This window comes from Dorea sp. (genome assembly GCF_977044405.1).
The window spans coordinates 46,648-61,428 of sequence record NZ_CDRRQK010000018.1 but is presented as its reverse complement, the minus strand read 5'-3'; the positions used below and the strand labels follow the sequence as shown (position 1 = coordinate 61,428).

The 14,781-nt window shown below is 41.6% G+C and carries 14 protein-coding genes; 3 read left to right on the top strand and 11 right to left on the bottom strand.

The genetic code is table 11. The features are described 5' to 3' along the window. Window positions 1-155 precede the first annotated feature (155 nt). Window positions 156-1,376, bottom strand: coding sequence for a substrate-binding domain-containing protein (locus ACWJAF_RS09470; RefSeq protein WP_448863504.1), 1,221 nt, complete (start codon window positions 1,374-1,376; stop codon window positions 156-158). Window positions 1,377-1,698: 322 nt separating this feature from the next. On the opposite strand from ACWJAF_RS09470, the gene ACWJAF_RS09465 reads away from it, so the two are divergent. Together ACWJAF_RS09465 and ACWJAF_RS09460 are read left to right on the top strand one after the other, a co-directional pair. Beyond that, a complete protein-coding gene (locus tag ACWJAF_RS09465; protein ID WP_296031426.1) occupies window positions 1,699-1,869 on the top strand; it encodes a DUF362 domain-containing protein in 171 nt (56 codons plus the stop codon). 368 nt (window positions 1,870-2,237) lie between these two features. Further along, window positions 2,238-2,603 (top strand): hypothetical protein, encoded by a 366-nt coding sequence (locus ACWJAF_RS09460; RefSeq protein WP_296031424.1) that lies wholly within the window; start codon window positions 2,238-2,240, stop codon window positions 2,601-2,603. Here ACWJAF_RS09460 and dnaB read toward each other — a convergent pair. From dnaB to ACWJAF_RS09425, 7 genes are all read right to left on the bottom strand, one after another. Continuing rightward, entirely contained in the window at window positions 2,577-3,926 is a 1,350-nt protein-coding gene (gene dnaB, locus ACWJAF_RS09455; RefSeq protein WP_296031422.1) for a replicative DNA helicase, read from the bottom strand. The genes ACWJAF_RS09460 and dnaB overlap by 27 nt on opposite strands. Before the next feature lie 13 nt (window positions 3,927-3,939). Then, window positions 3,940-4,389, bottom strand: a complete 450-nt coding sequence (gene rplI, locus ACWJAF_RS09450; RefSeq protein WP_296031420.1) for a 50S ribosomal protein L9 — start codon at window positions 4,387-4,389, stop codon at window positions 3,940-3,942. Next, on the bottom strand, window positions 4,389-6,452 hold the full coding sequence (locus ACWJAF_RS09445; protein WP_296031418.1) for a DHH family phosphoesterase: 2,064 nt from the start codon (window positions 6,450-6,452) through the stop codon (window positions 4,389-4,391). The genes rplI and ACWJAF_RS09445 overlap by 1 nt, the downstream gene beginning before the upstream one ends. 415 nt (window positions 6,453-6,867) lie before the next feature. Beyond that, window positions 6,868-7,890 carry a UDP-glucose 4-epimerase GalE gene (gene galE, locus ACWJAF_RS09440; protein ID WP_448863501.1) on the bottom strand — a complete coding sequence of 341 codons (1,023 nt, stop codon included), beginning with the start codon at window positions 7,888-7,890 and terminating at the stop codon, window positions 6,868-6,870. 11 nt (window positions 7,891-7,901) lie between these two features. Next, on the bottom strand, window positions 7,902-9,020 hold the full coding sequence (locus ACWJAF_RS09435) for a phosphotransferase enzyme family protein (RefSeq protein ID WP_448863499.1): 1,119 nt from the start codon (window positions 9,018-9,020) through the stop codon (window positions 7,902-7,904). Further along, window positions 9,021-9,947 (bottom strand): nucleotidyltransferase family protein, encoded by a 927-nt coding sequence (locus tag ACWJAF_RS09430; protein WP_296032762.1) that lies wholly within the window; start codon window positions 9,945-9,947, stop codon window positions 9,021-9,023. It lies immediately after the preceding gene. Window positions 9,948-10,088: 141 nt separating this feature from the next. Further along, window positions 10,089-10,625 carry a hypothetical protein gene (locus tag ACWJAF_RS09425; RefSeq protein WP_448863497.1) on the bottom strand — a complete coding sequence of 179 codons (537 nt, stop codon included), beginning with the start codon at window positions 10,623-10,625 and terminating at the stop codon, window positions 10,089-10,091. Between the two features lie 170 nt (window positions 10,626-10,795). Between ACWJAF_RS09425 and ACWJAF_RS09420 the strand changes: the two genes are divergently transcribed. Continuing rightward, window positions 10,796-11,440 (top strand): YesL family protein, encoded by a 645-nt coding sequence (locus ACWJAF_RS09420; RefSeq protein WP_448863495.1) that lies wholly within the window; start codon window positions 10,796-10,798, stop codon window positions 11,438-11,440. A 95-nt stretch (window positions 11,441-11,535) separates the two neighbouring features. Here the strand turns inward: ACWJAF_RS09420 and ACWJAF_RS09415 are convergent, their stop codons facing one another. From ACWJAF_RS09415 to ACWJAF_RS09405, 3 genes are read right to left on the bottom strand one after another with little or no spacing between them, the layout of a single operon-like run. Next, window positions 11,536-12,750 (bottom strand): MalY/PatB family protein, encoded by a 1,215-nt coding sequence (locus ACWJAF_RS09415; protein WP_448863493.1) that lies wholly within the window; start codon window positions 12,748-12,750, stop codon window positions 11,536-11,538. Window positions 12,751-12,792: 42 nt separating this feature from the next. Next, complete coding sequence (locus ACWJAF_RS09410; RefSeq protein ID WP_448863491.1) at window positions 12,793-13,758, bottom strand: ABC transporter ATP-binding protein; 966 nt, start codon at window positions 13,756-13,758, stop codon at window positions 12,793-12,795. Beyond that, window positions 13,755-14,771: an ABC transporter ATP-binding protein gene (locus tag ACWJAF_RS09405; protein ID WP_296032769.1), complete on the bottom strand. Its 1,017-nt coding sequence runs from the start codon at window positions 14,769-14,771 to the stop codon at window positions 13,755-13,757. Before ACWJAF_RS09405 ends, ACWJAF_RS09410 begins: the two co-directional genes overlap by 4 nt. Window positions 14,772-14,781: the final 10 nt, after the last annotated feature.

Here is a 14,781-nt window from a genome sequence, read left to right as displayed (position 1 = left end):
AACAGGCGAGTTTGGGTTTGCTTTCTGTTGCTTTTAGGGAATTCAGGCTCTCTTACTACTTCTTGCTTCATGGAGTCGCGGACCAGATCTTATACCAAGGCATACGCAAGGACCGGGAATCCAACCCCAAATTAATGTATTAAACAGCAAATTACTTACTTCGCATAAAGTATTTTCTGCACCTCTTCTGTCTTAAGATTCTCTTTCGTCACCCAGGTATACCCCGTATTAACTACCGCTTCATTTCCCATATCAAGGGATGCTCTGGCTGCAGCGATTACGGTTGCATAGCCCATTCCGAATGGATTCTGTACGATCAGTCCGTCTACTTTTCCATCCTGCAGATCCTTGATCTCATCGGCGTTAGCATCAAACCCTACGACTTTTACCTTTTTTTCCATCTTATTTCTTTCCAGACCATCTACTGCCAGTTTTACTGCATCACCGTTGGCAGCGAAGCATCCTGTAATATTCGGGTGTTTTGCCAGAATATAGTCTACTACTTGGTCTTCTGTAATGCTATCCGCTGTTACAGCATTTTCTTCTGTCAGTACTCCATCCGGAAGTTCACTATCTGCCGGGCGGTAGGTTCCTGCATTGATCTCATCGGCAATGGTCTTCTGCATGGTGGTAAGTTCATCCATATGATACACATTCACTACTGAGATATTCGGATGCTTGGCTGTCAGTTCATCTGTCACAGCTTTTTCTCTGGCAAGTGCTGCCTGTGATTTGGAATCCTGTATGAATAATGCTATTTCTCCGGTATCTCCCATGGCTTCTGCAAGTTTTTCTGCAGCTTCTTTTCCTGCCGCCTCATTATCTGTTGACACATCTGCGGCTACGCCTTGATAATCAGATCCAGAATCAAATGTAACTACCGGAATCTCACTGTCTGTTGCAAGGTCAAACTGTACCTGGCAGGCCTGTAAATCTACAATAGAGATCCCTATTGCCGCCGGATATCTGTCCAGTTCTTCATCCAGCAGATTTACCTGGTCATCTACATTATCTGCATTATCCGGCGCATTGTATGTGACCTTTACTTTATCTTTTCCCGTGTAACCAAGTGCTGTATTGATATCTTCTGCAGCCTGTGCCACACCTTTTTTTACTTCTTCCCAGTACTGGGTGCCGTTCGCTTTTCCTATAATGGAAATGTAATCTCCTTTATCCAGCTTTAATCCATCCACATTATTATAGGCTGCCGGGCTGATCAGGTCTAATTTTCCCTGATATGATTTTTCTTCTGTCTTTGTTGTACCTTTTTGTGCTTCAATCTTCTTTTCTTCATCTGTTGCCTCAGGCGCTTGCTGACATCCACATACGAGCAGTGCTGTTCCAAGCAGCATGGCAATGATCCTGTTTCTCTTCATTTTTCCTCTTCTCCTGATATCTATTTTATTCTTTACAATTCTTCTTTGGTTATACCACCAAAGCTTGTGATTCTTTAAAATAAATGTTCCGCTTTTATCAGCAACATATACTATACACCAAAACCGTGAAAATTTGTTGAAGATTTTCTTAATTTTGTGATAGTTCTTTCTAACACGAGTTAGCTATAACTAAACATTTATGTATTTCTAAAAAAACATGCTTTTCCCTTGTTTATTCCATTTTTTTGTATTATTATAGGAGCAGAGACAACGAATTGGTTTTATGTCTAGAATTTTAAATCTCAAAAGGAGGGTACATACTATGGCACACGTAATTGGTGATGAATGTGTAAGCTGCGGATCTTGCGAAGCTGAATGTCCAGTAGGAGCTATCTCTCAGGGAGCAGAGCATTATGAAATCGATGCTGACTCTTGTGTAGATTGTGGAGCTTGTGCTGCTCAGTGTCCAGTAGGAGCAATTTCTGAAGGCTAATTATTTCAGAATGAATAATAAGATAAAAAATACACGGTACTTTTTGTACTGTGTATTTTTTTATACCTTAATATGCAAGAGAAGTTACAGATAGTATATACTTTTTATTCCTTCCTAAATGCAGTCTCTAAAATCAATTCCAACGCATTTATTTCTATATTTTTCTTTCCCCTCGACCTCTTCTGACGGATTCTGTAGTTTCTCCATGCTATGATACTCTTACCCGCGAGGGACAAGTATGTCTCCAGGAACCCATCTTTCTTACGTGGGCATCTGCCCCACATCCACTTTCAAATACACAGATCACAGATGTATCTGACTTTTAAGATCAAGATGTATCCTGGTGACAGGTAAGGAGGTATTCTTACATGAGCAATCAGACAAACACGCTGGAACAGATCAGACGCGAGACCCGGGATGATGCCAGACTCTACTGCTGCATCAAAGAGCTCTACGAACAGGGCGTCCCGATCTCTGATCTGAAGGCACTACTTCCGGATATCAGACGCACCAAAGAACAGCTCCAGATCAAACGGATGCTGGAAAATAATAACGAAGTTCTTATGTCCATGATCAGCCAGGAGATGGCGTTTCTTCTGGACGCCAAAGAACGTCAGGAAGAGCTGGAATTTAAAAAACTGGACCAGCTGATCCGCCAGCAGCAATCCTACCGGAAAGCTGCAGCCGGGGCCGGTCCAGTCAAAAGACTAAAACGATTCTTCCTGCCTGCTTAGGTTGGCGAACTTTGTATACTCGCCAAGCCATGCCAGATTAACGGTCCCTACCGGACCGTTTCTTTGTTTTGCAATGATAATTTCTGCCTGTTTTTTGAATTCTGAATCTTTATTATAGTATTCATCTCGGTAAATGAACATAACCACGTCCGCATCCTGCTCGATCGCTCCTGATTCACGGAGATCTGAAAGCATCGGTCTTTTATCCGGACGGCTCTCTACCGCACGGCTAAGCTGTGAAAGGGATACAACCGGAACGTTCAGCTCTCTGGCAAGTCCTTTTAACTGACGGGAAATATCTGAGACTTCCTGCTGTCTGGATTCTGAGCTTTTTCCCACGCTTCCGGTCATCAACTGTAAGTAGTCGATGATGATGATATCCAGTCCATGTTCCAGCTTATATTTTCTACATTTTGACCGGAGCTCTGAGATAGAGATACCCGGAGTGTCATCGATGATCAGCTTGGACTGTCCGATGATGCCGGCTCCTTCAATCAGTTTTTCCCAGTCGGAATCTTTCATATTACCGGTTCTAAGTGACTGTGCATCTACCTGTGATTCAAGTGAGAACAGTCGGTTTACCAGCTGTTCTTTTGACATCTCCAGACTGAAGATTGCTACCGCTTTATTCTTCTTAAATGCCATATACTGCGCAATGTTCAATACAAACGCCGTCTTACCCATAGACGGACGTGCCGCGATCAGGATGAAGTCTGACGGTTGCAGACCAGACAGCTTATAATCGAGATCGATAAATCCGGTTGGGATACCGGTTACCGTTCCCTTGTTCTTAGATGCCTTTTCGATACGGTCCAGTGCATTTAATACAACCTGTTTGATCGGTACATATTCGCCTGTTGTACGTCTCTGCAGTAACTGGAACATGGATTTTTCAGTCTGCTCCATGATGGATTCCAGCGGCTCTTTTCCGGCATAGCACATATTTTCAATCTCTTCGTTCAGCTTGATCATCTTGCGCATCATTGATTTGTCTGCCACGATCTGTGCATAATACTTCACATTGGCCGATGTTGGTACTGCCGTAACCAAATCTCTTACAAACTCAAGGCTTGCAATCTCTGCCGGGACATCCTTTTCTTTCAGACGTTCCTGCAAGGTGATCAGATCCACCGGTTTCCCTTCATTGAACAATTCGATCATCGAATCAAATATAACTCCGTAAGACGCCTGATAAAAATCATCACCACTGATGATTTCTCCTGCAGTGGTGATGGCATCTTTATCCATTAGCATGGCGCCTACCACAGACTGTTCTGCTTCGATGCTGTGTGGCATGACTCTTTTGATGAGTGCTTCTTCCACGCCTGAATTCCTCCTATGCTTCTTCTTTTACAACAACCTTCAAATCTGCTGTTACCTTTGGATGTAACTTAATCGGTACGGTATGTGTGCCAAGTGTTCTGATGGCTTCTTTTAACTGTACTTTCTTCTTATCTACAGTCAGGTTCATCTGTTTTTTTACTTCTTCTGCGATTTCTTTTGAAGATACAGAACCGAATGCTTTTCCGCCTTCGCCGATCTTGATCGCTACTTCAATCTTACCTGCTTCGATTTTCTTGCCAAGCTCCTGCGCATCCTCATACTGCTGCTGGGCGATCTTATCGTCATTGGCTTTCTTTAATTTCAGATCATTTAAGTTCTTTCCGTTGGCTTCTACACCTTTTTTCTTCTTTAAGATAAAATTTCTTGCGTATCCATCGCTTACATCTACAATCTCACCTTTTTTTCCAAGTGCCTTTACGTCTTCTGTTAAAATAACTTTCATTATAAGTCTCCTCCTTCTATCATCTCGTCAATCACCTGTTTTAAGCAGGCTACCGCTTCATCCATATCTGTATGGTTGAACTGAGCTCCGGATGCGTTCATATGACCGCCGCCACCCAGACGTTCCATGATGATCTGTACATTTACCTCATCAATCGAACGTGCACTGACATATATTCTTCCATTATATTCTGTTAGTACAAATGATGCTTTAATCTCACTGATATCGAGCAGTTCATTTGCCGCCTGTGCGCCTATGATCGTCGGACTTTCAATGTGAAGGTCCACACCTCTTGCAATGGCAAATTTGTCACGGTAAACTTCTGCACTGCTGATAATCTCCGCCTTTGCCTGATACGATTCCATATCGTCACGGAATAACTTTCTCACCATTGTAATGTCTGCGCCACACCGTCTTAAAAACGCTGCTGCTTCAAATGTACGCACACCCGTACTATTTACAAAGTTATTCGTATCGATCATGATTCCGGCATACAGACTGCTGGCCTCGATCTTTGGAATCTTAATCCCGTCTACAATATACTGCAGTACTTCGGATACCATCTCGCAGGCAGATGATGCATATGGCTCAATATATGATAACAATGCATTGTCGATATTATCACTGCTCTGTCTGTGATGGTCCAGGACGACGATCGTCTTTGTTGTCTTCAGAAGCTCTTCACATTCTGTCATCATCGGACGGTTCGTATCTACAACTACTACCATCGAGTTCTCATCTGCCATGTTCATAGCCTGGGAAGATGTAAGGAACAGATCATCCGGATAAGCCGGATCCTGTTCGAACAACTCATATAATGGTCTGAGAGAAGCAGATACTTCATTGATCACGATATATGCCCGTTTTTCCAAAGCTGATGCCGCACGGTAAATTCCAAGTGCTGCTCCGAATGCATCGACATCTGTCAGTTTATGTCCCATAACAAAGATCTTATCTTTTACAGTTATGAATTCTCTTAACGCTTCGGCTTTGACCCTTGCTTTTACACGGGTATTCTTAGCGGTCTGTTCCCGCTTACCACCATAATATGTTACGCCGTGGCAGTCTTTGATAACTGCCTGGTCACCGCCTCTTGCAAGTGCAAGATCAATTGCCACACGTGCATAGTTGTAACTCTGTGCATAAGAATCAGAGCTTAAACCAAGTCCTATACTCAGTGTTGCCGGGATTCCATTTCCTATATTCACATTTTTTACATCGTCTAACAGGGAGAATTTATCTTCTTCCAGCTGTTTGAAGTAAGATTTGCGGATAATGATAAAATATTTGTCATTTTCCAGTTTCTTTACAACACCATCTACTTTCGCAATGTACTGGTTGATCTTACGGTCTACCAGTGCCATCAAAAGCGACTGTCTTACTTCTTCCACGCTGTCAATTACTTCATCATAGTTGTCGATATAGACAAGCCCCGCTACCATCCGCTGTTCTTCGTTCTCCTGAATGATGCGGTTCAGTTCTGTTACATCCTGAAGATAAACTGCTATGAAATATTCTTTTTCCTTCGGGAGTTCCATCAGTTTTTCTGTGTCACTGAATCCTTCCACTAACACTCTGCGTAACTCTGCTTTATATTCTCTGTCTTTATAATATACTTCCATCTCAACCTTCTGCTGGTCTTCTTTCGGAAATATGCTTCGGTTCAATTCTGGAATATACTTGCTGATGTAAGCTTCTCCCTTTGGTTTCCCGCCCAGAATTGCTTCAAATTCGTTATTCATCCAGATTGCCTTACCGTCATCTAACAGGATGGCGTACGGGATAGATAGTTCCCGCAGTAAGGTATTCTGAACGATACCGTACTGTGCAGCGAATTCTACCAGATCCTTCATAATGATGTTCTTGCTGTAAAAATACAGTCCGCCCACCATGACGATGTATACGACCACGAATACGGCCATCAGGATTCCGGCTTTGTGATCCAGCTTGTAGACCCATAAGTCCATGGCTATAAGGAGCAGGGACATGATTGCCGGCCATTGGATGTAGAGTTTTAGCTGGCCTTTTAGCTGCACGTTTCCTTTTTCGTTTTTGTTTTCCATGATTCTCGCCTCTTATTGTGTGAGGAGCTGTGTGGTTTCCCGGGCGTGCGGGCGCTTCGCTGCGCACTTACGTCTTTTTTGCCGGTAGGGATGGGTTTGGGTCCCCGGGCGTGCGGGCGCTTCGCTGCGCACTTACGTCTTTTTTGCCGGTAGGGATGGGTGCTTCTCACTACTTCCGCGGTGCCGATCGGTAAAAACTTTGTTTTTACCGATCACGTGCTGTCGCACTATGTCTGAAAAGTTTGGCAGTCTTTTCTGCAAGCAGAAAGCCTGCCAATTTTTTCAGACGCACCGCTCTTTGCATACGTGGACATTATACCATTTTCCCTCGCAAAAAGAAAGATAGGAAATATGTCACGCTTTTTGCCATATTTCCTATCTTTTCTTGATTTATTTTACTTAGTTATGTACCGTCCTATGCCTCGTATCCGTTTGGATTCTGTGACTGCCATCTCCATGTATCTGCGCACATTTCGTCCAGTCCTTTTTCGGCTTTCCAGCCAAGGACTTTGGCGGCTTTTGCCGGGTCTGCGTAGCACATTGCGATGTCTCCGGCTCTTCTTGGTTTGATCTCGTATGGAATCTCTTTTCCGCATGCTTTTCCGAATGCTTTTACCATATCAAGTACAGAGTATCCTACACCTGTTCCAAGGTTGATCACATCAAGTCCCGGATTGCTGAAGATGTAGTTGATTGCTTTTACATGTCCTTTTGCAAGGTCTACTACGTGGATGTAATCGCGGACTCCTGTTCCGTCCGGTGTGTCGTAATCGTCACCGAATACGCCCAGTTTTTCCAGTTTTCCTACCGCTACCTGTGAAATGTATGGCATCAGGTTGTTCGGGATTCCCTTTGGATCTTCTCCGATACGTCCGCTTTCGTGAGCTCCTACCGGGTTAAAATAACGAAGCAGGATCACGTTCATATCCGGATTTGCCTTCTGCACATCTGTCATGATCTGTTCCATCATTGACTTTGTCCAGCCATATGGATTCGTACACTGTCCCTTCGGGCAGCTTTCTGTGATCGGCATTTCTTCCGGACTTCCGTATACGGTTGCAGATGAACTGAATACGATATTCTTAACACCTGTCTGTTTCATAACATCCATAAGTGTCAGTGTTCCTGTTATATTATTACGGTAGTACTCTAATGGCTTCTGTACGGATTCTCCAACTGCTTTGAGTGCTGCACAGTGGATGACTGCGTCTACACCCTCTTTTTCTAACATTTCCTTTAAAGCAGCCTCGTCCATTACATCTCCTTCATAAAATGTAATGTGCTTACCTGTAAGCTCTTCTACTCTTTTTAAAGATTCTTTTGATGAATTACAAAGGTTGTCATATACAACAACTTCATATCCTTCATTCAAAAGCTCCAGTGCTGTGTGACTTCCGATATATCCGGCGCCTCCAGTAATCAATATTTTCTTTGCCATGACAGTACCTCCTAGTTGTCACTATACTTTTTGACGATTTCGTTCATAGTATACCACTTTTCTTCCATGTCTTCAACAAGCTTGAACTGTGTGCGGCATCTGTCGAGGTTATGTCCTTCTCTGTGGATCTTAAAATACTTATCTCCCTGCAGATAATCTGTAAGGAAACGCATACCACACTCGAATGTCATCGTCTTTGCTCCCATCGGCATCAGTTCGATCTCTTTTTTCGTGAGTTTACCATTGCATCCTTTTAAAAATCCCTTGGTATATAATTCAAATAATTCCATGCTGCATGATACTTTCGAAAGATCTGTCTCATCTTCCAGTGCTGTACTCGCACCGAACCGGATAGAATCTCCAAAGTCATTCATTGCAAGACCAGGCATTACCGTATCCAGATCGATGACGCAGATACCTTTTCCTGTCTTATCATCCAGCATAACGTTGTTCAGTTTTGTATCATTGTGTGTAACACGAAGTGGAAGCTCATGCTTATCTAACATTTCTGCAAAATAATTGGCAATCTCTTCTCTTTCAAGAACGAACTGGATCTCTTTTTGTACGGATGCAGCTCTTCCCATCACGTCTTCTTCCACTGCCTGTTTGAATTTTGCAAATCTGTCTCTTGTATCATGGAACTTCTCAATTGTCTCATGCAGTGTCTCTGCCGGAAATTCAGACAAAAGACTCTGGAAATTACCAAATGCTACCGCACTTTCATAGAACTGCTCCGGCTTTTCCACCTGGTCAAAGCTGCTTGCGTCTGTGATGAATTTGTACGATCTCCAGTAATCTCCCAGTGAATCCACATAGTAAGGTTTTCCGTCAACAGCCGGAATTACATTCAGAGTCTCTCTCTCTGGATCGCCACCACTTTCTTCGATTTTTTTCTTTAAAAATGATGTGACTCCCAGGATATTTTCCATTACGTCTACCGGCTTTGGAAATGCTGTAGAGTTCATTCTCTGCAGAATTACCTTGATTCTTCCCATCTCTGCAATCTCGAATACCAGAAGATAGGTATCGTTAATGTGTCCACTTCCGTATGGACAATCTTTTACTAATCTTCCTTCAAATTTGAAATGTGCAATTGCTTCATCTCTTTGTTCCCGTGTTACAGGATTCATTTATTTTCCCTCCCAAAGATGCTGCGGGTACAGTCCTTCGTCTTTCATTCTCTGAATTGCTGCAACCACAACTGGTTTGTCTTCTTTATAAGTTACTCCATACCATTTATCTGCGGATTTCAGTACCGATACTGTTGCTTTGTCTTCCGCAAGAAGATTACTTACTACAGTTGGCAGGAAATACTCGCATTTCATAGGATTCTCTTTGATTCCCTTATCAAGGAATGCCGGGAATCCTGCTTTGATCTCATCTAAGATACTCTTAGTGAATCCCCACATATTCATAGATACAGTTGTGTCATCCGGTACCTGTACCCATGTGTTGCCATCATCTTCTGTGTATGCAACGCCACCATTGTATTTTTCAATTCTGGTACGCTCTGTTACGGATACCAGTTCCCCATTTTCATTTGTCTCGCAGATACCTCTGGATACGTATCCATTATCTGTTACGGTATTTGCAAGGTGGTATCCAACCATTGTGTATCTGTATTTATCATCATCTGCATGTGTTGACAGATAATCGTAGATCAGCTTGAATGCTTCTACTCCGTAGTAATCATCTGCGTTGATTACAGCGAATGGTCCGTCGATCTGGTCGATACAGCTATATACTGCATGTGCAGTTCCCCAAGGTTTTACACGTCCTTCCGGTACTTCATAGCCTTCCGGAATGTTGTCGATATTCTGATAAGCATATGCTACATCCATGTATTTTTCCATACGTTTTCCAACGTGCTCTTTGAACTCTTCTTCGATCTCGTGCTTAATGATGAATACGACTTTCTCGAATCCAGCTCTCTTTGCATCGTACATAGAAAAGTCCATGATGATATGTCCATCGTTATCTACAGGGTCTAACTGTTTCAGTCCGCCATATCTGCTTCCCATTCCTGCTGCCATGATCACTAATACTGGTTTATTCATTATAATTACCTCCATGTTTTTAGGATCTTTCGTTTCTAGATTCATTGTAGTACAACTATTTCCAGAAATCTTTGTCCTATAATTTTCTTAATTTGCATTATTTTATATGATATCGGAAATGCTTCTTCGCCCATCCGTTATCTACTTTAACTGTTCCAGATATTCAAAAAATGTTTCTGCCATTTTCTGATTCTGGGCATTTACCATGATGGCTGCATATGCATCATCATAGGAAATGATTTTCTTCTTTTTCAGTATATTATCTTCTGAAAATTCTATTGTTTTCTGGAATCCATCCTGTTTGTCATATTCTTTATACACATCCCCGCCACATATCAGTACGTCAACCGCATCGGCGCCGACCAGTGTTGTAAGCGCTGTCTTTGAGGACAGGCTTCCTCCATCTTCCGGAATGTTCGCCTGTATCCGGATGATCCCGTCCTTTTCATCAATGCCTGCGTATTTACAGAAATCTTTGTTCAATTCTTCCGCTTTCTGCGAATCGCCCCCTGTGACCGCTATATTCAGAAGAACTGTCGTATGTCTGCCTTTGTACATCGTACAGCCAAGGTAGATAGCACCGATTATCACTGCAAGTATAACCAGCCATATCTTATAATACATCCACAGATATTCTACCTTTTTTCCAAACGGCATTGAACTGAAATTTTTGTCCAAATATACTTCCTCCTTTTTTCAATGATGACTCAAAAATGATCTGTTTGTTTGACATCATTTTTATTCTGACATCGTATGTAAAATTATAACATATCTTTCACATCCTATATATAATATGTTACAATAGTTAGAGATTTTTATTATTTATTTTCATACGAGGGATAATTATTATGAGTCGTTTTTTCAACCCCGATAACCCTATTATGGAGTTTATCGCAAAAATATTTGATCTGATCCTATTGAACCTGATCTTTATCTTCAGTTGTGTCCCGATCATCACCATCGGCGCATCCACCAGCGCACTTTCCTATGTGACACTGAAGATGGTCCGTGGTGAAGACCCCTACATCTGGCAGAATTTCTGGAAATCATTCCGCCAGAATTTTAAACAAGGCACACTGATATGGGTATTTTCCATTCTGGTCTTTATCTTTCTTGGAATGGATTTTTACATCATCAATTCACAGAATACAGTACTGTTTGCAGTGATACGCATTCTCCTCTGGTGTGTATGTCTCGTTGCATTATCTGTATTCTTATATGTCTTTCCGATCATCTCACATTTTGTGTGCAGTACAACACAGGCATTAAAAAATGCAGTTTTTATGACATTTGGCCACCTGCCGTATACACTGGTAATGTTGGTGATTGCCGGATTGATCCTGTACTTATGCGCCTGCTCTGCTAAGACATTTGCTCTGGTCGTTGTGATCAGCGGAATCTGCGGATTCTCTGTAGTAGCATTTATCTACAGTATTCTGTTTGACCGGATATTCAAAAAATATGAGCCGGAAAAACCAGATAATATCGAATAAATATCAAAAATAAAGGGGGCTGTGAAAAATGCGGATATAATTTTTCACAGCCCCCCTTTTTGATCATCTATTAACTTTTGAAATCAGGACTACCATCAGGCATTGAATACATATTTGTCCAAGCGATCAAATGCTTCCATAACTCTGGATTTAGGAAGAGCAAGGTTCATACGTATATACCACTCTCCATGAAATGGTTTTCCACTCTGCCAGAACACACCTGCCTCAAACCCCATATTCAGGAGTTCCCTAAGACTCTTCTCATGTTTTTTACACCATTCCTCACAATTTACAAAAAGCATATAAGTCCCCTGTGGCCTTGACACGGAAACTCCTGCAAAATATTCATCAATATAATCGCACGCATATCTGACATTTTCTCCAAGTACTTCACATAATTCTCCAACCCATTCCTGACCTTCCGGTGTATAGGCCCCCATCAGTGCATGCATAGAAAGAACATTCATCGAATTGTAATGTCCCAGAGAAGATTCTTTCACCACACGTTCTTTCAGTCTCTTATTATAAATAATATGATAACTGCCAATCAATCCCGCCAGATTGAAGGTCTTGGATGGTGCATATAATGCAATCGTTCTGTTTTTAGCATCTTCGGATACCGATTGCGTTGGAATATGATGGTTCCCGAAAAGAATAATGTCAGACCATATTTCATCTGAGATAACAGTCACATCATATTTTTTATAGATTTCCATTGCTTTTTCAATTTCCCAGCGTTCCCACACGCGCCCGGTTGGATTATGCGGTGAGCAAAAAATTGCAGCATGGATTTTATTTGCTTTAATCTTTTCTTCCATATCTTCAAAATCCATTCTCCAAATTCCCTCTTTATCCATTTTCAACGGGCTGTGTATAATGTGATAACCGTTATTATTCAATGTTCCAGTAAAGCCAATATATGTCGGTGCATGCACCAAAACATTATCTCCTGATGAGCAGACTGCATGAAGTGCACTGGCTACTCCACCCAAAACTCCGTTTTCATAACCAATATGCTCCTTTTTCAAACCCGTCACATGGTTTCTTTCTTCATGCCATTTGATAATTCCATCATAATATTCCTCTCTGGTCATAAAATATCCATAAGTCGGGTGTTTTGCTCTCTCAATGATTGCTTCTGTGATTTTGGGCAATGCCGGAAAATTCATATCTGCAACCCACATAGGGATATAGTCCAATCCCTCCCTGACTTCTACTTTATCTTTCATTCCAAACATATTCGGAAGGATATCTACTGCCAGAGCATCTTTTCCTTTACGTTCAATAACACTTGTAAAATCGTACTTCATATTTTCTCCTCTACTAAAGATACATACACAACTTTTTATTTTTTAATCATACAAATGACATGCAACTTGATGTCCTTTGGATACTTCTTTTAATTCCGGACGAACTTCATTACATATGTCCATACATTTGCTGCATCTTCCACAAAATCTGCAGCCTTTCGGCGGATCAATCGGACTTGGTACATCTCCAGTAAGGAAATGTCGTCCTCTGCTTTTTGCAATATCTGGATCTGCGATTGGAATGGATTCCAGAAGTGCCTGCGTATATGGATGATACGGATTCTCATACAATTCTGCAGCCGGCGAGATTTCCACCAATTTTCCAAGATACATTACCCCGATATTATCAGAGATATGCTTTACCATCGCCAGGTCATGTGCAATAAAAAGCATAGTCAGATTACGTTCTCTCTGTAATTTCATCAAAAGATTCATAATCTGTGCCTGAATTGACACATCCAGTGCGGAAATCGGTTCATCACAGAATAGAAATTCCGGATTTACTGCAAGTGCTCTTGCGATTCCGATTCTCTGTCTCTGTCCTCCTGAAAATTCATGTACATTACGTGTTGCATGTTCCGCATTCAATCCAACCATTTCCATGAGTTCCATGACCCTTCTTTTTTCTTCTTCTTTACTATCTGTCAACTGATGAATCCGCATTCCTTCACTTACAATCTGATATACCTTCTGATGCGGATCCAGTGATGCATATGGATCCTGAAAGATTGTCTGTATTTTCTGAGTAAATATGCTTTTTTCTGCTTTACTCATATGATGCACATCTTTCCCCTGATACAATACCTGCCCGTCTGTTTTGGAAAGAATTCCTGTACATGTTTTTCCACAAGTTGTTTTTCCGCATCCAGATTCCCCTACAATTCCAAACGTTTCACCTTTATGAATCGTAAAAGATACGTCATCGACCGCTTTTAACATATGCCTGCGACCTGCCGGAAAATATTTTTTCAGATTTTTTACTTCTAATACAATTTCTTTTTCTATCATACGTTCTTCCTCCCAAACGGAACATCACATCTGTCTGCCCGTTCATCCATCAGCCAGCAGGAAACACTGTGATTCTCTGTAAGCTGTACTGTTTCCGGCTTTTCTTCTGCACAAATTTCCATTGCATATGGACATCTTGGGCAAAATCCACAGCCCTTTGGCGGCTTTATCATATCAGGTATGTTTCCTTCGATTGTATTCAAAATACTTTTATCTTCACTATCAATCCTTGGGACAGATTGCAAAAGTGCCCATGTATACGGATGCTGTTGATTATAAAAAATATCTCTTGCAGTCCCTCTCTCAACGATTTCACCTGCATACATGATGATAATTTCATCTGCCATATCTGCAACTATCCCCAAATCATGTGTGATAATGATAATCGACATACCCGTTTTTTCCTGTAATTCCTCCATCAGAGCGATGATCTGTGCCTGAATTGTCACATCCAGTGCAGTTGTCGGTTCATCAGCAATCAGAAGTTTGGGATATGTGACCATCGCACAGGCAATCATAACTCTCTGTCGCATACCTCCTGAAAGTTCATGCGGATATTTATTCATACATCCTTCCGGGTCAGGTATACCTGTCAATTTTAACATTTCCAGAGATCTCGTTGAAATTTCTTTTTTAGATAATCCTGGTTCATGATTCTCAAGATTTTCCTCAATCTGTTTTCCAACTTTCATTGTTGGATTCAACGAAACCAATGCATCTTGAAAGACCATAGAACACTCTTTCCCACGAAATGCATTCCATTCTTTTTCTGTATATCCGGTAATCTCTTTTCCCCGATATAGGATATGACTTTCCGTGCTTATTTTTCCGGGTTTTTCAATCAATCCCATCAATGATTTGGCTGTGACAGATTTTCCACATCCTGATTCCCCTACAATAGCAGTAGTCTTCCCTTTTTTCACATCAAAAGAAATTCCTCTTACGGACTGTACCTCGCCTGCATAGGTAAAATAAGATACAGATAAGTTCTTTACTTCCATCAGCTTTTCCATTTTATACTTC

Coding starts and splice junctions, on each gene's coding strand:
- ACWJAF_RS09470 (WP_448863504.1), bottom strand. CDS start 1,376: ATGAAGAGAAACAGGATCATTGCCATGCTGCTTGGAACAGCACTGCTC.
- ACWJAF_RS09465 (WP_296031426.1), top strand. CDS start 1,699: ATGGCACACGTAATTGGTGATGAATGTGTAAGCTGCGGATCTTGCGAA.
- ACWJAF_RS09460 (WP_296031424.1), top strand. CDS start 2,238: ATGAGCAATCAGACAAACACGCTGGAACAGATCAGACGCGAGACCCGG.
- rplI (WP_296031420.1), bottom strand. CDS start 4,389: ATGAAAGTTATTTTAACAGAAGACGTAAAGGCACTTGGAAAAAAAGGT.
- ACWJAF_RS09445 (WP_296031418.1), bottom strand. CDS start 6,452: ATGGAAAACAAAAACGAAAAAGGAAACGTGCAGCTAAAAGGCCAGCTA.
- galE (WP_448863501.1), bottom strand. CDS start 7,890: ATGGCAAAGAAAATATTGATTACTGGAGGCGCCGGATATATCGGAAGT.
- ACWJAF_RS09435 (WP_448863499.1), bottom strand. CDS start 9,020: ATGAATCCTGTAACACGGGAACAAAGAGATGAAGCAATTGCACATTTC.
- ACWJAF_RS09430 (WP_296032762.1), bottom strand. CDS start 9,947: ATGAATAAACCAGTATTAGTGATCATGGCAGCAGGAATGGGAAGCAGA.
- ACWJAF_RS09420 (WP_448863495.1), top strand. CDS start 10,796: ATGAGTCGTTTTTTCAACCCCGATAACCCTATTATGGAGTTTATCGCA.
- ACWJAF_RS09415 (WP_448863493.1), bottom strand. CDS start 12,750: ATGAAGTACGATTTTACAAGTGTTATTGAACGTAAAGGAAAAGATGCT.
- ACWJAF_RS09410 (WP_448863491.1), bottom strand. CDS start 13,758: ATGATAGAAAAAGAAATTGTATTAGAAGTAAAAAATCTGAAAAAATAT.
- ACWJAF_RS09405 (WP_296032769.1), bottom strand. CDS start 14,771: ATGGAAAAGCTGATGGAAGTAAAGAACTTATCTGTATCTTATTTTACC.